Below are 17,532 nucleotides of genomic sequence, written 5' to 3'. Positions count from 1 at the left end.
GCACGATGGACGGCAAGACCCTCGCTCGCGTCGGCGCCATCGTCTTCGTCGCGGTCGCCATCACGGCGACCGTGATCGAGATGAACCGCAAGGACGTTTCGACGGACGTCCTCGCGATGCAGGGCCGTCCAGTCACAGCCTCAGTTCCTCTCACCACAGAACTGCTTCGCTGTTCCGAGATCGGCGAGGCTGGTACGCGCGATCCCAATTGCCTGAAGGCGTGGGCGGAGAACCGGCGCCGCTTCCTCGGCCGGCCGGCCCCGGTTTCATCACCGTCCCGGATCGCGCCGACTACGCTGTTTCCAAGCGCACCCGCGTCGGCTGATCCCATCCACAACGATGGTGCGGCAGCGGGCGTGACCGGGCCTACGATGCAGGCGGAGCCCGCTCGGCTGGAGGTTCGCTGACATGGGCAGCACCGGCGTCATCGACCATTTCCTTGAGGTCTTCACTCGCTACATCGACGGGGGATTCGGGCTGCTTGGCGGCGAAGTCGGTTTCATCGCGACGACGTTGATCGTCATCGACGTGACGCTTGCCGCGCTCTTCTGGTCGTGGGGCGCCGACGACGACATCATGGCGAGGCTGGTCAAGAAGACGCTCTTCGTCGGTGTCTTCGCGTACCTGATCTCCAACTGGAACAATCTCGCCCGCATCGTCTTCGAGAGCTTCGCAGGCCTCGGCCTGAAGGCTTCGGGCACCGGCTTCGCCGTCAGCGATCTCATGCGCCCCGGCAAGGTGGCGCAGACCGGTCTCGATGCCGGCCGCCCGCTGCTCGACTCCATCTCCAGCCTGATGGGCTACTGGTCGTTTTTCGAGAACTTCATTCAAATCGCCTGCATGTTCTTCGCCTGGGCGCTGGTGCTGCTGGCGTTCTTCATCCTCGCGATCCAGCTCTTCGTGACCCTGATCGAGTTCAAGCTGTCGACGCTCGCCGGCTTCGTCCTCATTGCCTTCGGCCTGTTCGGCAAGTCCGCCTTCATGGCCGAGCGTGTGCTCGGCAACGTCATCTCCTCCGGCATCAAGGTGCTGGTGCTCGCCGTCATCATCGGCATCGGCTCGACCCTCTTCTCCGAGTTCACCTCCGGCTTTGGCGGCAATACGCCGTCGATCGACGACGCTATGGCGATCGTGCTCGCCGCGCTGTCGCTGCTCGGTCTCGGCATCTTCGGCCCCGGCATCGCCAACGGCCTCATCTCCGGTGGCCCGCAGCTCGGCGCCGGCGCGGCCGTTGGCACTGGTCTTGCCGCCGGCGGCGTCGTCGCCGCAGGCGCGGCCGCCGCCAGCGCAGTCGTATCCGGTGGCGCTGCACTTGCTGGCGGCGCAGCCGCCGCGGCTCGTGGCGGTGCAGCCCTCGCCGGCGGAGCCTCCACCGCCTACAGCCTCGGCGCAGCCGGACAGTCGGGTGCATCGGGCGTCGCCTCGGGCCTCGGCAGCGTTGCCAGCACCGGCGCGAAGGCGGCCGTCTCACCGTTGAAGCGCGCAGCCGGGCGCGCCGCCGACAGCCTCAAGCAGAGCTATCAGGCCGGTGGCCAGGCCGCGACGGAGATCGCCACCGGCGCATCCGGTGCTGCGACGACAACCGCCGCTGAAGCCGCATCTCCAGGAGCCGCGTCCTCTGCCAGCGACGGCCCGCCGGCCTGGGCGAAGCGCATGAAGCGCTCGCAGCAAATGTCACACGGCGTCTCCGCGGCCGCCCACGCCGTGCGCAGCGGCGACAGCCACGGCGGCGGCTCCTCCGTCAATCTTTCCGAAAGCGACTGACCATGTTCAAACGACCATCCACCCATTACGGCAAAGCCCTGCAGCCCGAGACGCCCTATCAGCGCGCCGCTCAGGTCTGGGACGATCGTATCGGCTCCGCCCGCGTTCAGGCCCGCAACTGGCGCTACATGGCCTTCGGCTCGCTGGCGCTCGCAGGCGGGCTTTCGGCCGCGCTGGTCTGGCAGTCGGCCAACGGCTCGATCGTGCCCTGGGTGGTGCAGGTCGACCGGCTCGGTCAGGCGCAGGCGGTCGCGCCGGCGACTGCGGACTACCAGCCGAACGACCCGCAAATCGCCTTCTACCTCGCCCGCTTCATCGAGCAGGTCCGCTCGATCCCATCCGACGCGATCATCGTGCGGCAGAACTGGCTGCGCGCCTACGACTTCACGACACAGGGCGGCGCGCTCGCGCTCAACGACTATGCCCGCGCCAACGACCCCTTCACCAAGGTCGGCAAGCAGCAGATCGCGATCGAGGTGTCGTCGGTGATCCGCGCTTCGCCATCGAGCTTCCGCATCGCCTGGATCGAGCGCCGCTATCAGGATGGCTCGCTGGCTTCCACCGAGCGCTGGTCCGCCATCCTCACCGTTGTCGTGCAGCCTCCTCGCGACGCCGACACGCTGCGGAAGAATCCCCTCGGAATCTACGTCAACGCCATCAACTGGTCGAAGGAGCTTGGACAATGACACCGACCTTCCGCAAAGCCGGGAGGCCGGCTTTCCTCAACCGTGCCGTTCCGGTTTTCCGTAAATCCAGCTTGCCGCTTCTCCTGCTTTGCACATCAGCGCTCGCGGGCTGTGCCGGACACACGCCGCCGCCCGAGATTTCCTATGACGATGCCGCTCCCGCCGTCATCGCGGCCGATCCGCCGAAACCCGTGCGGGTCGTGGAGTTGCCGAAGCCGCTCCCGCTTCCCGGTCAGTTGAAACCGATCGGCAAGGACGGCAAACCCGAGCCGGAACCGGCCGATCCTGCCGTGCGCGTCAACCAGGCTAACGCCGCCGCGCGCGTTCAACCCGTCCGCAACGGCTTCATCAACTCGATGCAGGTCTATCCCTTCGTCGATGGCGCTCTCTATCAGGTCTACGCATCACCTGGGCAGATCACCGACATCGCGCTTCAGCCCGGCGAGCAACTCGTCGGTTCCGGTCCCGTCGCCGCCGGCGACACGGTGCGCTGGATCATCGGCGATACCGAGAGCGGCATCGGCGTGGCCAAGCAGATCCATATCCTCGTGAAGCCCACCCGCGCCGAGCTGATGACCAATCTCGTCATCAATACGGACCGGCGCACCTATCACATGGAATTGCGCGCAACGCCTTCGACCTACATGGCGTCGGTGTCTTGGCAATATCCGCAGGACCAGCTCATCGCGCTGCGCCGCCAGAACCAGCAGGCCGAGGCCGCGCAGCCTGTCTCCAGCGGCATCGATCTCGCGCGCGTCAATTTCCGATACGAGGTGACGGGCGACCGTGCGCCGTGGCGGCCGCTGCGCGCCTTCGATGACGGGAAACAGGTATTCATTGAATTTCCGCGCGGCATCGCCCAAGGCGAGATGCCGCCGCTGTTCGTGGTCGGGCCGGAGGGCGACACCTCCGAGCTGGTGAATTATCGCGTGCGCGGCAACTACATGATCGTGGATCGCTTGTTCGCCGCCGCGGAATTGCGGTTCGGCGCGGGCAAGAACCAGAAGCGCGTCCGCATCTCACGCACCGACGGGAGGCAGGCATCGTGAGCAACGAACGCGATCCCGAAAGGGAAGAAGGCCGGGCGCTGGGTTCAACGCCCCAGCCTCAGCCGGCCGACGATGATGACTCCCGGCCGCTGGCCGGCGAGCCCACCGCGACGATGCGGCTGCGCGCCGAACCGCCGCGCGTGACCCGCCTGTCCCGCAAAGTGCTGGCTGGGCTGGGGCTCGCTGCAAGCCTCGGTGTGGGCGGGGCGTTGATCTACGCGCTGCAGACCCGCCACGGCGGCCAGGGCCAGGAGCTGTACTCGACGGACAACCGCTCGACACCGGATGGCCTCGCTGGATTGCCGAAGGATTACTCCGGCGTCCCGAAGCTCGGCCCGCCACTGCCCGGCGACCTCGGCCGACCGATCCTCAACGCGCAGAATGGCGCCGCCGTGCCAGCGATCGGTGCGCCGACGACCGGCCCCGTGGGGCCAAGCCCGGAGGAGCAGCGCCGGGCGCAGGAGCTGGAATCGGCGCGGACCGCACGGCTGTTCGCCTCGACTGAGACTCGGCCCGCTAGTGTTGGGGCCTCTGCACAGCCCACCGCAACCGCCACGCCGACCGCCGATCTCGCCAGTCTCGGTCTCGCGCCGCAACCGGCGACGCCCTCGGCGCAGGACCGCCAGCTCGCGTTCCTCAACCAGGCGCCCGACAAGCGCACCGTCTCGCCCGATCGCGTTGCTGCGCCGTCGTCGAAAAACGTTCTGCAGGCCGGCGCTGTCATCGCTGCCGCCCTCATCACCGGCATCCGCTCCGACCTGCCAGGTCAGATCACCGCGCAGGTGACGGAGAACATCTATGATAGCCCAACCGGCCGCATTCTCCTTGTCCCGCAAGGCGCGCGCGTGATCGGCCAGTACGATAACGATGTGCAGTTCGGGCAGCGCCGCGTGCTGCTCGTCTGGAACAGGCTTATTCTACCGAATGGCCGCTCGATCGTCCTGGAGCGTCAGCCGGGATCCGATGGCCAGGGTTATGCCGGTCTCGAAGATGGCGTCGATTATCACTGGTGGGACCTAGCTAAGGCGGCCGGCCTGTCGACACTATTGTCTGTCGGAGCCGAGCTTGCCATCGACGACGGTAATGCGCTGCTTCGCGCAATCCGTAATGGTGGACAGGATACCATCAACGACGCCGGCCAGCAGATCATCCGCCGCCAGTTGCGGGTCGCGCCGACCTTGACGATCCGCCCCGGTTTCCCCGTCAGGATCGTCGTCACTCGAGACCTAGTCCTCGAACCCTACAGAGGCTGACCATGACCACGTTGAAACTCGGTCACATCGCCGATGACAGACCCGTGAAAGTAACGCTAGAATTGCCAGCACCAGTCTTTCGGGACTTGACGCTTTACGCGCGCCTGCTGGCAGAAAACGGTCAGCCTCCTATTGAACCCGTCAAGCTGATCACGCCGATGCTGGAACGTTTCATCGCAACAGATCGCGCGTTTGCGAAGGCTCGCCGCTCCCTGCAAACTTCGAAAACAAGTGCTTGATACTATCGGACTTCCGCAACGCCCGCGATCGCCGCGCGTCAGGCGGTGGCGTTCATTGCCTCGTAGCAATCGGAAACGAGGGCACCAAGCTGACGCGGTCGAGAAAGCTTTAACCCACGCAGAAAAACCCTTCCGGGCTGCCAACGATGGTGCCTTCATGGGCAGATTTTAACCGAAACCTACAGTGCTGAATGGCTGAATGTGCAGATTTAAGGCCAATGTCGGAAGATATGAATTTGCGCGAGGGGTGACCTGGTTCTTCTGGCCTGAGCCTAGAATCCCTTCTTGCTGCGCGAACTGACCGCCAGTTTCTCGACGAGTTCATCAGTGATAGGCTTGCTCACCGAGAACGTAACGCCGGTCTTGGTTGCCTTGAGTTTCAAAGACGCAATCTCATCGGCATGGGCAGCAATTGCACCCGGATCAACATATAGACCACATTGTTTGCTAAAGGCAGCATAGCCCGCGATGATCGTTTCTTCGATCTGAAATCCTGGCATATCGTACTTTATGACTTCATCCGCGTCTGGGAGTGCCCGCGATAGCTGTGCACGCAGTTGACGCAACATGGCGCGAAATTGCTCCGGTGCGGCGGCTATATAGGCGTCATGGCTATTTTTCGTCATGCTAACAGTATGCCTTTCTGCATGTCGAAGCTCAAGAACTGGAGGCGCATCCACACCGCTACGATCGCTGCGCCCCGTACCTACGTCTCGGCCATCGTCTTCGCCGCCGCCGTCATTTTCCTGATCTGCGCTCAATGAGTCCTAAGCCTATGCGGTTGTGTCCTCCTAACGCAAACCACCGCCATCGGCCCGTATCGCGCGATCAGGCTTGAGTTCGTTCTACACCTACAGCTCTCACGTTGGGGAGTACAACCCTACTCCGCCGCGGCTCTCCCCGCGCGAGGGTCAATGACCCTGATCTTTGGTGCACAGGCCTCAATCACAGCGCCGGCTTCGAATGCGACAGCTTCCGCATAGCGAGCGGTCGCGAGTTGCACACCGCATGGCGCTTCACCTTCGGTGAGGATCGGCACCGACAGTCCCGGCAAACCAAGAATAGGTAGCACCGTCTGTGGCGTTTGCGCTGCCATCAGGTCATGTTTTCCCGTGGGCGTCTGATCCGCATCAATCGGGAATGGGAGCTTCCACGACGAAGGCATCAGTAGAACCGGGTATTTTTCGAAGAAGAGCGTCCAGGCGCGTAGCAACGTTGTTCGGCGCGCGAGGCCCTGGATGAACCATTCAGGCGTGAACACCTTCGCGCGGTTCACTCCCTCCATCGACTTGCGAAGTGCCTTGTCGGCAATCTTTTCGGAAGGAACAAGCACGCCATCGAGGTGGTCCTGCGTTGTCAACAGAGTGCGCCAAAGATCAACGGTTTCCTCGAACGAGGGTGGCGCGACAACCTCAATAATATACCCCGCGTCCGCCAGCCAGCTTGCTGCCTGCTTCAATGCTCGTGTCACTGCCGCATCCGCCTTGCAACCGCTCCAGCTATCGAACAGTGCGACGCGGACTGGTCCGGCATCTGGTTGCCCTGTGACCGGTGATGCGGGAACATGCCAGGGGTCACGGGGATCGCGCATCGCCATCGCGTCAAGTCCAACGCTCAGGTCGCGGATCGAGCGGGCAAGAGGACCCTGCACCGACGATTGATGGAGAACGACAGAACGCTCGACCGTCGCCGTGGGATTGTAGGCTGGTACGCGACCGAAGCTCGGGCGAATACCGTAAACGCCGCAGGCATAGGCCGGATAACGGATCGAACCGCCGATATCATTGCCATGGCCGATCATACCGATCCCAGACGCTACTGCCGCTGATGCGCCACCAGATGAACCGCCGGGAGTGATCCGCGGATCGTGCGGGTTCAATGTCCGGCCATGTAGATCATTGTCGGTGAACCAACGACGTGAGAACGCAGGTGTATTCGTGATGCCGATGATGATCGCGCCAGCACGCCGCAGGTTGGCCACGACAGGCGAGTCATCGGCTGCGATATTGTTCTTGAAAGCAACGACGCCGTTGGTATTGGCATGGCCCTTGGTGTCAACGTTGATCTTCACAGTTACCGGGACGCCATGCAGGCCGCCTAGCCTCTCCCCACGTGCCTGTCGTTCATCGAGCGCCGCGGCGGTCGTGCGCGCCTCATCTTCCAGGCTTTCAACGACAGCGTTGATCTTGGGGTTGACGGCGGCCATACGCGTCAGCGCCTCTTCGGTTATCTCGCGCGCGGAAACCTTGCCGGCACGAATGAGATTGGCGAGCGCGACGGCGTCGAGTTCATAAAGCTTGGACAATGTGGGGCTCCTGAGACTTAACTTACGATTGTCGTGAGATAGCTGCCTGCAACCAGCATCCCTGGCCGTGCACCCACCGGGATGTGGCGCTATGTAAATCCGCGATTGAGCATGACGTCGCCCAGCGCCATTAATGCACGGCCGCGTACAGGATCTTGTCCTGCGTCGCGTCGGCGGCGTCGAATTCGGCGACGATACGGCCGGTACGGGCGACCAGGATGCGGTCGGAGACGGCCAGGATCTCCGGCAAATAGGACGAGATCACTACCACCGCCTTGCCCTCGTCGGCGAGACGGCGGATCTCGCCGTGGATATGCGGGATGGTGCCGACATCGACGCCGCGCGTCGGCTCGTCGAAGAAGATGATCGAGGGCTCCTGCACCAGCGTCTTCGCCAGCACCACCTTCTGCTGGTTACCGCCCGACAGCTCGATGATCCGCGCCTTGCGCTGCAACGCACTGATCTTCAGCCGCTCGACCCAATAGTTGGCCAGCTTGCTGCGGCGGGCGCGCGACAGCAGGAAGCTCCAGCCCTTGCGGGTGGCGAGGCTGCCGATATAGACGTTGTCATCGACCACCATGGTCTCGAAGAAGCCGTTGGCCTTGCGATCCTCGGTGATGTAGGCGATGCCGTCGTTGATCGCCTGGCGCGGCACGCGATAGCGGATCGGCTTTCCCCGCAGCCGGATGGTGCCGCCGTTGACCAGATTGCGCTTCAGTGCGCCGTAGACGATCTTTGCGATCTCGGTGCGGCCCGAGCCGATCAGGCCGGCGATGCCGACCACCTCGCCGGCGTAGACCGAGAACGACATGTTCTTGACCGCCATGCCCATGGTGACGTTCTCGACCGTCAACACCTTCTCGCGGCGCTGGTGGGTCTTTTCCTTACGGCCATAGACCGCTTGCGCCACCTCGCGGCCGACCATGTGCTGCACCAGCACGTCGCGGGTGAGCTGCTTGGCGGGCGCTGTTATGACCAGCTTGCCGTCGCGCAGCACGGTGATGCGGTCGGCGATCTGCAGGGATTCTTCCAGCGCGTGCGAGATATAGACGATCGAAACGCCGCGGGCGCGCAGGTCGCGCACCAGATGGAAGAAGTGGACGATCTCCTCCGGCGTCAACGATGCGGTCGGCTCGTCGAAGATGATGATGCGGGCCTTGTTGTAGATCGCGCGCGCGATCTCCACCATCTGCTTCTTGGCGGTGCCGAGCAGCGCCACAGGCGTTGCCGGGTCGACGTGGAAATTGAGCGACTGCAACAACTGCTGGGCCTGGATGTTCAGGGTGCGGAAGCGCGTCAAGAGCTTCTCGTTGCCAAGCTCGATGTTCTGCGCCGCGGTCATGGTCGGCACCAGGCTGGTCTCCTGATAGACCATGCAGATGCCGGCATCGAGTGCGTCGCGCGGCTGCTCGAAATTGGCGGGCTTGCCGTCGAGCAGATAGTCGCCGGAGGTGAGATTGATCGCGCCGGCGATCGCCTTGCACAGCGTCGACTTGCCGGCGCCGTTCTCGCCGACCAGCGCGTGCACCTCGCCGGGATAGAGATCGAAATTGACGCCCTCGATGGCATGGACGCCGCCATAGATCTTGGACCCGTTGCTGATCCGCAGCACCGGCTCGCGGGCAGCGGTTTGCGTCGCGGTCGCCGCCTGCATCACGCCATCATTCATCGCAGGTCTCCCGTGTAGCGCAGCAAACGGCCGGCGCCGCGCGCGGCGATCACAATGCCCGAGGGCGTGGCGCAAGCAGCGGTGATACCGTGGAACCGGCCGCCGGCACGGCTGTGCAGGCTGTCGCTGGCCTCGCCATCGGCATCGAGATGCACCAGGAGGCCATAGGAGCGCGGCGGCGCCCACGGCTTCTGGATGCCGAGCGCCTTGACGCCGCCGATCTGCATCGGCTCCAGGCAATCGCTGCCGCCGACCAACGCCGGCGCCACCCAATATTCGGGCGGCATCGTCGCCATCATCTCCTCGCGGAAATCGTCTTCCTTGAGCACGAACTCGATCAGATGCGTTCGACGTGCGAACATGCCGAGCAACAGCCCGCCATGTCCATCCGGATGCAGCCGCGCCGGATAGCCTGGCATGTTGGCGGCGACGGTCTCGCGCGGACCAAGCCCGTTGGCTGTGAGCGCGAACCGGCTGAGGCGATGCGCCCAGCTCTCGGTGAGCCACAGGCTGTTGCCGTCGGCCGACGCCAACACGCCATAGGGATATGGCAGGTCGCGCAGCATCACCTGCGGATTGTCGAGTCCGGCGCCGCAGCTGATCAGCCGGCCGCCGGTGCGCTTCTCCATCAGGTCATGCCGCCACTCGCCAGGACGGCGGCCGGCGCTGCCTTCGACGGCATAGATGCGGCCATCGGGCGCCGCCGTGACCGACAGCAAGCCCGTGAGCGCACTACCGCCGACAGATTCCAGCCAGCGCAGATCAGGCTTCGCAGGATCGATCGCGGCGAGACCCCTGCCCGCGACGCAGACCAGCAGGCGGCCGTCCGGATGCAGCGCTAGTCCCCCGGCATCGTCCTCGAACTCGGCCACGACCGTACGGGCCGAGAGATCCGCGCCGCTGAGCTTCAGCACCTGGCGGCCGGCGGAGACATAGACCGCGCCGTCGCCGGCGGCGATGACGTCGTCGATGCCGGGCAGCGGCTCGCCGATCGGTACGGCGGTGTCGAGCCGGTCGTTCGGGCTCAGCGCACCGTCGAGCGGCGGGATCGCGTTCTGGCCGCCGTCGCGGTGTACGACACTGCGGATGTCGCGCAGCAGATGATCGAAGAATCCCATTATGTCGTCACCCTGCCTGTTACGCGGCTCTTGGCGCCCCAGTACGCGTCGTAGCCGGTCCAGCTGTCGTCGACGCCATCGAGCTTGATGCGGCCGATCCGGTTGTTCTCGAGCCCGCCAAGATAGAGATAGCCTTTGTGTTCGCGCATCGAGGTCAAACTCGAGTGCGCGATGCCAGTCGGGTCCCACCACGACTCCAGCGCCTCACCATTCTCGTTAAATTTCAGGACACAGCCGTGATTGTGCGAGGGCACGAGCCATTCGTCGGAAGGCACTTTCCTGACCATCCGGAGACGGAAGCCAGGCTTGCGCGCGGCGAGGTCGAAGGTTGGCGTACGAATGCCGATCAGCGCCAGCCAGTAAGTGCCATCCGACGCGCGATTGATGTTGTCGGGGGTGCCCGGTAGCTCATCGATCAGAATCTCGGTGCGTCTCTTGTTCGGCCCCTCGATCCAGTACCGAAACACCTTGCATAGCGAAGTCGAAGCAATCAGCACCGACTTGCCGTCGTGAGAAACACAGATCCCGTTCGGGAAACAGAAGTGGCTGATCACCGTTCGTGTCGTCTTCGTTGCCGGGTCGTAGCAGATCACTCGACCGTTCGGTCGCCCTTCAAGAATATCGACGACGTTGGTCGCCATCTCGTAGCGAGTGGTGCAGTCGCTGAAATAGATCTTGCCGTCGGGCGCGATGTCGAGGTCGTCGGCCATACGTAGCCGCGAGTCGTCATTGAGCTTGTACCAGGTACGGTTTGTGGCATCGGTGATCTTAAAGATATGACCGTCGGGAGCGACGCCGTAAACGCCCATGCCAGCCACCGCCACGATCAAATTCTCGTCGCGGTCAAACTGCATGCCGAGCGGCCGGCCACCGATATGGGCAAACACCTCGCGGGTCTCAAAATTCGGACCGGAGAAGCGGATCACGTTGCCGTCGCGGGCGGAGCCATAGACCCGGCCCTGGCGGTCGAGGATAACGTCCTCAGGACCTTCGACCTGATCGAGGCCAATCGCCTGCGCCTTGGTCAAGCGATCATTCTGCGCGTAAGGCGACGCAGAGCCTCGCTGGACTGATGGCGCCGATGCCAGCGGCACGAAAATCGGATTGACGTAGATCCTCTGGATCACCCCGCCGAGGTTCATTGACCATCTGACATCTGTGCCGGCGGCGACGAGCAGAATGAGGCCCGTCAGCCCCGACGTGACATAGCCCGGAATGCCCATGCGCACGAGGCCATTGATCAGGAGAAAGATGATCAACGCCCCAATCATCGCCCCCCAAATCGTGCCCTTGCCGCCGGCGATTGACACTCCGCCGAGCACGACGGCAGTCAACGCTTGAAATTCCCAGCCCACTCCGGTGGTGGAATCCGTCGAGGCCTGACGCGCGGCATAGAAGAGGCCACCCGCCGCACATAACGTGCCCGACAGCACATAAGCCATGAATTGCATCGAGCGGACGCGGATGCCCGCATGGCGCGCTGCCCTGCGGCTGGCGCCGATCGCAATAAGATGCCAACCATAGCGTGAGCGCGACAAGAAGATCTGGCAGACAATGAGCACAATGAGCAGCGTTGCCGCGTTGATCGGAATGCCGAGCACACTTCCGCCGCCGATAAAATCCCAGGCATCGTTGTCGAGCGAGCTCGTCGCGAGGACCTGCGAATAGGTTTCGTTAAGCAAATCCACCGAAGCGCGAACGATGATGAGCGTCACCAACGTGGTCAGGAACGGCCTCGTTTTCAGGAAACCCACCAAAAGTCCGTTGATGCTGCCAAGTAGCGCGCCGATCAGAAGCGTCGCCAGCATCGCAACGGCAGCAGGCCATTCGCGCACGAAGACGAAATACTGCGCCGCAAAATTGCACATGGCAAAATTCGCACCGATGGAAAGGTCGATGCCTCCTGCGATGATGCAAAACGCCATCGCGGTCACGACGAAGCCGAATTCAGCGAACAGGCGCATCAACGACACAGAATTTTGCACCGAGGCATAGTCCGGAATCGTGCGCGCAAAATAGGCCCAGAGCCCGATCATGACGGTGAATGGAACCACCGGCTCGAACCAGCGCTTGAGCAGAAGCTCTGCAAGTAGAAGCCTCGGTGAAAACTGCCGCATTGTTGTGGCGAAAGAACCAACCCCGATCGACATCGCCTTGTACTCCCTCAATTGCGGCTAGCCTGCGCCGACTCCCTCGCCGTCATTAGTTTTTCTGACGCAGCGCAAAACACGTCCCGCCGGCGGAGGCGTTGCTCTTGTCGATCCAGACCGGATGCGTGTAGTAGGCAAGATTGCGAGTGCCTGGCCTCTCGCCGGACTCCAACAGGGTCTCGGCTGCGATCATCAGGTCGTGGCCCTGCTCAGTCGCATTGTAGCTCAACAACTTATAGAAATTGCCTGAGCTGACCTGATCACAATCGAGTTGCGACCCCTCCCCTGAAGCGAACACCTTTACATCGTTGATCTTGCCGGCATTGCGGATCGCCTGCGCGGCACCGGCCTCCATGACACCCCAGAAGCCAATCGAGGCGCAGAGATCGGGATGCTGCTGGATGACAGTCGCGGTGATGTTGAACGCGGTATTGGTGTCCCAGTTCGCCGCCTGGTTCGATACCACCTTGATGTTCGGATCCTTGTTCAGGACCTCCATAATCGCGCCGACCTGATCGACGCTGGCCGCCGCAGTCAGTTCGCCCTGTACGATCTGCACTTTGCCGGACTTTCCGGAGCCGGTACCGCATGCCTTAACGGCCTCGTTCGCGAGTATCCTGCCAATTTCGCGCCAATCGACCCCGACAAAGGCGCCGGACTTGTAGTTCGAAGCCATATTGACCTGGATCACATGCGTACCCTGGCTCTCCGCACGCTTCAGATCCTTCATCAGCAGTGTCACACTCGGGTTTTGTACGATCAGCACATCAGGCTTTTGGTCGACCAGCGCGCTCAAAGCCTGTTGCATCGCCGACGGGTTGCTGTTGGGATCGCGCACAATGAATTTCATGCCTCGCCATTCAGCCTCTCCTTGCACCACGCGGCCCCATTCATCTGACAACGGCACACCAAGCGAGATCGGCAAATAAGCGATAATTTTCCCCTGCAACGCTTTGTCGTAGACGGCACGCAGCTCACGCGCGGCCTTGGTGCCCTCCTCCTGCCCATGGGCCACGAGCGGCAACATAAGCAGCGCTACGCCTGCGAACAGGCCCTTCAAGATTCTGGTCACCTGCATCATCTCTTCCACACCCATATTTTTGATTGAATGGTCTAATGTCAGGCGACTTGTGGACCGGCATCACTCGCCCTGCCGTGCAGTCTCCTCGTCGCGAGGATGCAACCAGTTGTCGAGCACGAGCGCGGCCAGCACGACCACCCCCTTGATGATGCTCTGCAGCTCGATGTTGATGTCCATGATTGTGAAGGCGTTAAAAAGCGTGCCAATCAGTCCGCAACCGACCACGACACTGAACACCCCGCCCCGCCCACCAACCAAGCTGATGCCCCCGATCACGACCACGAGCACCACATCAAAGATCATGGTGCTCTGCGTAATCGCCATCTGCATGCTGCCGGTGGTGCCAACCCAGACCAGTCCTGCGACCCAGGCCAGCACCGCAACCAGCACATATTCCAGCACAATCAACGGACGGAGCGCGATGCCAGTCAGTCGCGCGGCCTCCGGATTGTCGCCTTGCGCATAGATGAAACGGCCGATCGAGGTGCGCGAAAGGAACAAGTGCATCGCGACCGCCGCGACCGCAAAAACAAGGATTGGAATCGGGATGCCGAACAATCGCCCAGCCCCGAGATACATCAATCCCGGCGCATCCTTTGGGGCATAAACCACCCAGGCTGGCGCGACCCAGAACGCGACGCCAAAGATCACGAAACCAGCGGCGAGCGTCACGAACAATGCTGGCGCCTCGACGAACGCAACCATCACACCATTGACGACGCCGATCGATATAGCGATTGCCAACGCCAACATCGCGGCGGGAAGCACCGGCATGCCATTCTGCATTTCGATCAGCGCGATCGCCCAAGAACCCGCCATGATCGCGACTTCAGAAAGGTCAATTCCGCGGCTGATCACGACCAGGCCGGCACCGAGGCCAAGCACGCCCAGAACTGAGATGCTGCGCAGTAAATTGAGAAAATTGGTTGCAGTGGCAAAGCCGCTCAGCGTCGAACTGAATATCAAAACCAGCACGATCGTGAGCAAGAGGACCATTTGCTCCTGACTTGGCTTGGTGATTATCGAGCCTGAACGAGTGTCAGCTGTCTCGACGCCAACGCCGCGCGATGACGATTGCACGTCCATCGCCTCCTCCCTGCATCGCCGCTGCCAAAACACGGCACCTTCCCACGTCTTTGATGTTTGATGCATCTTAATAGGAAATGCGTCTTTTACAAGTAGGAAAATTTAACGAATTCCTCCCACTTGATGCAGCGTGGCGGAAGAGCTGATCGAGCCGCCTCGCCTCAGCAGAATCCCCCGGGGGCCTGCGCAATTGCCTGAAGAAGCGACTAGAAGCTTGAAGAGGAGTGGAGCAAAAGCCCCGGACTGCATGAGTGGGAAGAGGGTAAACCTGCACCCCGTCGTGGTAGCTCGATATTACCCGGTTAAGGCCCGCGCTCTGCGCTCCCTCACCATGTTTCGGGCGATCTTGATGAGACGAAGCGTGGCGCGCTTAGGGGTTGAGGCAAGCCATACAGCCTTGAGTGAGCCGAAACTGGCAGCACCAACAATTGGCTGCCATACGGTGCCCGCCACGGCGAGCTCCTTGGCGAAACCCTCACCGGCAATCGTAACGCCCTGCCCCAACTTCACCTTGAGCAGGGTAGTCGCATGACTTGCATGGCAACGCTCGATGACTGGCGCGCGAGAGCCGGCGTCTAATTGCTTGAGAAAGCATGTATCGAGTAACGAACCCTCCGCATCCGTCGGAACGAGCAATGTCTCGTCCGCCAGATCTTCCCAGGTGAGTGCATTGCGTGGCGCGAGTTTATGCTCATCGGCAAGAAGGACAAAGATACGCTCTTCGCAAATCGCTAGACTACGACAACCGGCGACTTTGCAATTATTGCACATGAAAGAAACATCGACACTCCGACGACGGACAGCGACGGCCTGCGTGCCACAACTTCCGTCCTGGATCGTGACATTCATCTCAGGGTAGACCTTCAGAAACCGATCGATGAGCCGGAGTAGAAACTCCTGACCGACCGGGGCACAAAAGCCTATGCGGAGACTTTTGCTTCCCTGATTTCGGCGCGAGGTCTCCGTCAACGCTTCTTCCAAGCCTTCAATTCGAGGGCGATTGGCCTCGAGCCATCGAACCCCTTCATTGGTCAAGCGAACGCCACTCGAGAGGCGTTCAAATAGCTGCATATCGAGATACTGCTCCAACGCGCAGATGTTGCGGCTGACCGTCGATTCCTGCACCCCAAATGCTCGAGCGACGCGGCGCAGGCTTCCGTGCTCGGTTGCGGCCAATGCATATCTCAAAAGACGCAATGCGTTCAAGCCGAGCGGCAATCGAGTCTGATCAGCCGTGGACAGCAAGTTTCCCCGACTTGTTCCGGATACAATGAACTTCTTGTCGTTCGCTTGGTTCGCGTCGTGCACTTTTGCCACCGTCCTGCGGAGACCGCGGGGCATCTCTTGTTTCCACTAGAGAAACATTGGCCAGCCCCCCTCCAAGAGTAGCCCCGGCTCGGCCACCTCGTGACCATCACGATATGCGCGACAAAATTGGCCCTGTCGGCGGCGATAGACGCCGCCGCGATCGCCCGCCCTCCATTCTTGCGAATTGTCGAGAGCATCCAATAGGCAGGTGTAGGCTGCCTCGAGACACTGCTGAATAGCATCTCCACGACTCTATACTCTTGGCAGGCGTGGTGTACACGGCGTCAGTCAACCAACCGAGTAGCGGTCTCATGGCTTCCTCTCCGACACGCTGATCGCAGTCGAGCTTACGCCAAGGGCAAATGTTTTAGACCGCTTAACGTCCGATCGAGAGCGAGCCTAAAGCGAGCAACGAGATCGTCGACCTCACTCTCCGAAATGATCAGCGGCGGACAAAATGCGATCGCATCGCCCATGTTGCGGCTGATGACACCGACCGCCTGAAGCTGTGTGTTGACGAGTCCCCCTAACTCTCCCGGGGTGGCGAGTGCGGTTCGAAATGCTTTATCGGTAACCAACTCAACCGCCGCAATAAGCCCGACCCCACGCACCTCGCCAACCAGGGGATGATCGCGAAGCGCGTTGAGGCCGCCGAGGAGCCGCTCACCAACCTTGGCTGCATGCAATACGAGGCCCCGCTCCTCGATAACTGCGATCGATTCAAGTGCAACGGCCGCGGCAACTGGATGACCACCGCCTGTGAATCCATGACCGAACGTTCCGATCCGATCACTCTCTTCGATCACAGGCTCCAGCACCTTGTCGTTTGCGAGCAGGGCAGAAATCGGCAGATAGGACGAAGAGAGCGCCTTCGATAGCACCATGATGTCGGGTTCGATGTCGTATGTCTCGCTTCCGAACATGTTGCCCGTACGCCCAAAGCCGCAAATGACCTCGTCGGCCACGAGGAGAATGTCGTATTTGCGTAGAACAGCCTGGATCTTCTCCCAATAAGTCCGCGGTGGAACGATGACGCCGCCAGCGCCCATTACGGGCTCACCAAAAAAAGCAGCGATCGTCTCTGGCCCTTCGGCGATGATCAGTTCCTCAAGTTCATTGGCGCGCCGCGTCGCGAACGCCTCTTCGCTTTCGCCCAGCAGAGCGTCACGCCAGTGATGTGGGCTGCCCGTGCGCAGAATGCCTTGGATCGGGAGATCGAAAGCACGATGATTATTGGCAAGCCCAGTCAGACTAGCCGAGGCAATGGTCACGCCGTGATAAGCCCGCTCGCGCGCGATGATCTTCTTCTTGCCCGGCTGACCACGCGCGTTGGAACGATACCAGATCATCTTGATCGCGGTATCGTTGGCTTCCGAGCCCGAGTTGGTAAAATACGCCTTGCTCATAGGCACGGGTGCCATGGTGACAAGCTTCTCGGCGAGATCGATGAGCGGTCCATGCGACTTGTGCGAGAACGTATGGTAAAATGGAAGCTTCTCCATCTGACGCGTTGCCGCCTCGACGAGGCGCTTCTCGCCGAAGCCCACGGCCACGCTCCACAGACCGGCCATGGCCTCGATGTAACGATTGCCGGCGGCGTCGACGACGTGGATCCCCTCACCCCGGTCGATCACGAGTGGACCGACTTCGAGATGCTTCTTCGCGTTGGTGTAACTATGTAGATGATAGGCGATGTCACGCGACTCAATAGAATTCGGACTGGGACGCAACATATGAGAGAGGCCTTTCGTGAGACTTCAGGTTAATATCTTGTGAATTGATGCATCGCACTGGAGCACGACTATCGACGACAACTGGCTGGCT

The 17,532-nt window shown here is 61.7% G+C and carries 15 protein-coding genes; 6 read left to right on the top strand and 9 right to left on the bottom strand.

Going from position 1 to position 17,532, the window contains the following annotated elements; genetic code table 11:
- The first annotated feature begins 5 nt into the window (after positions 1-5).
- Genes trbK-alt through J2R80_RS09720 form a run of 6 tightly spaced genes read left to right on the top strand, consistent with a single transcriptional unit; the run spans position 6 to position 4,991 of the window.
- Complete coding sequence (gene trbK-alt / locus J2R80_RS09745) at positions 6-407, top strand: putative entry exclusion protein TrbK-alt (RefSeq protein WP_253638464.1); 402 nt, start codon at positions 6-8, stop codon at positions 405-407.
- 1 nt (position 408) lies between these two features.
- Complete coding sequence (trbL, locus tag J2R80_RS09740; protein WP_253638463.1) at positions 409-1,764, top strand: P-type conjugative transfer protein TrbL; 1,356 nt, start codon at positions 409-411, stop codon at positions 1,762-1,764.
- Between the two features lie 2 nt (positions 1,765-1,766).
- Positions 1,767-2,450 (top strand): conjugal transfer protein TrbF, encoded by a 684-nt coding sequence (gene trbF / locus J2R80_RS09735; protein WP_253638462.1) that lies wholly within the window; start codon positions 1,767-1,769, stop codon positions 2,448-2,450.
- Positions 2,447-3,499: a P-type conjugative transfer protein TrbG gene (gene trbG, locus J2R80_RS09730; protein WP_253638461.1), complete on the top strand. Its 1,053-nt coding sequence runs from the start codon at positions 2,447-2,449 to the stop codon at positions 3,497-3,499. Before trbF ends, trbG begins: the two co-directional genes overlap by 4 nt.
- Positions 3,496-4,752 carry a TrbI/VirB10 family protein gene (locus J2R80_RS09725; RefSeq protein WP_253638460.1) on the top strand — a complete coding sequence of 419 codons (1,257 nt, stop codon included), beginning with the start codon at positions 3,496-3,498 and terminating at the stop codon, positions 4,750-4,752. Before trbG ends, J2R80_RS09725 begins: the two co-directional genes overlap by 4 nt.
- Before the next feature lie 2 nt (positions 4,753-4,754).
- Complete coding sequence (locus tag J2R80_RS09720; protein WP_253638459.1) at positions 4,755-4,991, top strand: DUF2274 domain-containing protein; 237 nt, start codon at positions 4,755-4,757, stop codon at positions 4,989-4,991.
- Between the two features lie 272 nt (positions 4,992-5,263).
- On the opposite strand, the gene J2R80_RS09715 is transcribed toward J2R80_RS09720, so the two are convergent.
- From J2R80_RS09715 to J2R80_RS09675, 9 genes are all read right to left on the bottom strand, one after another.
- Complete coding sequence (locus J2R80_RS09715) at positions 5,264-5,752, bottom strand: iron chaperone (RefSeq protein ID WP_253638458.1); 489 nt, start codon at positions 5,750-5,752, stop codon at positions 5,264-5,266.
- Between the two features lie 119 nt (positions 5,753-5,871).
- Complete coding sequence (locus J2R80_RS09710; protein WP_253638457.1) at positions 5,872-7,296, bottom strand: amidase family protein; 1,425 nt, start codon at positions 7,294-7,296, stop codon at positions 5,872-5,874.
- Positions 7,297-7,426: 130 nt separating this feature from the next.
- Positions 7,427-8,965, bottom strand: a complete 1,539-nt coding sequence (locus J2R80_RS09705) for a sugar ABC transporter ATP-binding protein (RefSeq protein WP_253638456.1) — start codon at positions 8,963-8,965, stop codon at positions 7,427-7,429.
- A complete protein-coding gene (locus J2R80_RS09700; protein ID WP_253638455.1) occupies positions 8,962-10,083 on the bottom strand; it encodes an SMP-30/gluconolactonase/LRE family protein in 1,122 nt (373 codons plus the stop codon). The genes J2R80_RS09705 and J2R80_RS09700 overlap by 4 nt, the downstream gene beginning before the upstream one ends.
- The gene (locus J2R80_RS09695) at positions 10,083-12,233 is read right to left on the bottom strand and encodes an SMP-30/gluconolactonase/LRE family protein (RefSeq protein WP_253638454.1); all 2,151 of its coding nucleotides are present in this window, start codon (positions 12,231-12,233) and stop codon (positions 10,083-10,085) included. Before J2R80_RS09695 ends, J2R80_RS09700 begins: the two co-directional genes overlap by 1 nt.
- Positions 12,234-12,285: 52 nt before the next feature.
- Entirely contained in the window at positions 12,286-13,314 is a 1,029-nt protein-coding gene (locus J2R80_RS09690; RefSeq protein WP_253638453.1) for a sugar ABC transporter substrate-binding protein, read from the bottom strand.
- Positions 13,315-13,374: 60 nt separating this feature from the next.
- Positions 13,375-14,400, bottom strand: a complete 1,026-nt coding sequence (locus J2R80_RS09685) for an ABC transporter permease (protein WP_253638452.1) — start codon at positions 14,398-14,400, stop codon at positions 13,375-13,377.
- 294 nt (positions 14,401-14,694) lie between these two features.
- Positions 14,695-15,741, bottom strand: coding sequence for a LysR family transcriptional regulator (locus tag J2R80_RS09680; RefSeq protein ID WP_253638451.1), 1,047 nt, complete (start codon positions 15,739-15,741; stop codon positions 14,695-14,697).
- A gap of 314 nt (positions 15,742-16,055) precedes the next feature.
- Positions 16,056-17,441, bottom strand: a complete 1,386-nt coding sequence (locus J2R80_RS09675; protein ID WP_375162569.1) for an aspartate aminotransferase family protein — start codon at positions 17,439-17,441, stop codon at positions 16,056-16,058.
- Between the last annotated feature and the right edge of the window lie 91 nt (positions 17,442-17,532).

It is taken from the genome of Bradyrhizobium sp. USDA 4541, from assembly GCF_024171085.1.
Classification (GTDB): domain Bacteria; phylum Pseudomonadota; class Alphaproteobacteria; order Rhizobiales; family Xanthobacteraceae; genus Bradyrhizobium; species Bradyrhizobium australafricanum.
This window is presented reverse-complemented; position numbering and strand designations above follow the sequence as displayed.

Excerpts from the sequence above, each read along its gene's own strand:
- trbK-alt (WP_253638464.1), top strand. The coding sequence starts at position 6 with ATGGACGGCAAGACCCTCGCTCGCGTCGGCGCCATCGTCTTCGTCGCG.
- trbL (WP_253638463.1), top strand. The coding sequence starts at position 409 with ATGGGCAGCACCGGCGTCATCGACCATTTCCTTGAGGTCTTCACTCGC.
- trbF (WP_253638462.1), top strand. The coding sequence starts at position 1,767 with ATGTTCAAACGACCATCCACCCATTACGGCAAAGCCCTGCAGCCCGAG.
- trbG (WP_253638461.1), top strand. The coding sequence starts at position 2,447 with ATGACACCGACCTTCCGCAAAGCCGGGAGGCCGGCTTTCCTCAACCGT.
- J2R80_RS09720 (WP_253638459.1), top strand. The coding sequence starts at position 4,755 with ATGACCACGTTGAAACTCGGTCACATCGCCGATGACAGACCCGTGAAA.
- J2R80_RS09705 (WP_253638456.1), bottom strand. The coding sequence starts at position 8,965 with ATGAATGATGGCGTGATGCAGGCGGCGACCGCGACGCAAACCGCTGCC.
- J2R80_RS09700 (WP_253638455.1), bottom strand. The coding sequence starts at position 10,083 with ATGGGATTCTTCGATCATCTGCTGCGCGACATCCGCAGTGTCGTACAC.
- J2R80_RS09695 (WP_253638454.1), bottom strand. The coding sequence starts at position 12,233 with ATGTCGATCGGGGTTGGTTCTTTCGCCACAACAATGCGGCAGTTTTCA.
- J2R80_RS09690 (WP_253638453.1), bottom strand. The coding sequence starts at position 13,314 with ATGATGCAGGTGACCAGAATCTTGAAGGGCCTGTTCGCAGGCGTAGCG.
- J2R80_RS09685 (WP_253638452.1), bottom strand. The coding sequence starts at position 14,400 with ATGGACGTGCAATCGTCATCGCGCGGCGTTGGCGTCGAGACAGCTGAC.
- J2R80_RS09680 (WP_253638451.1), bottom strand. The coding sequence starts at position 15,741 with ATGCCCCGCGGTCTCCGCAGGACGGTGGCAAAAGTGCACGACGCGAAC.
- J2R80_RS09675 (WP_375162569.1), bottom strand. The coding sequence starts at position 17,441 with ATGTTGCGTCCCAGTCCGAATTCTATTGAGTCGCGTGACATCGCCTAT.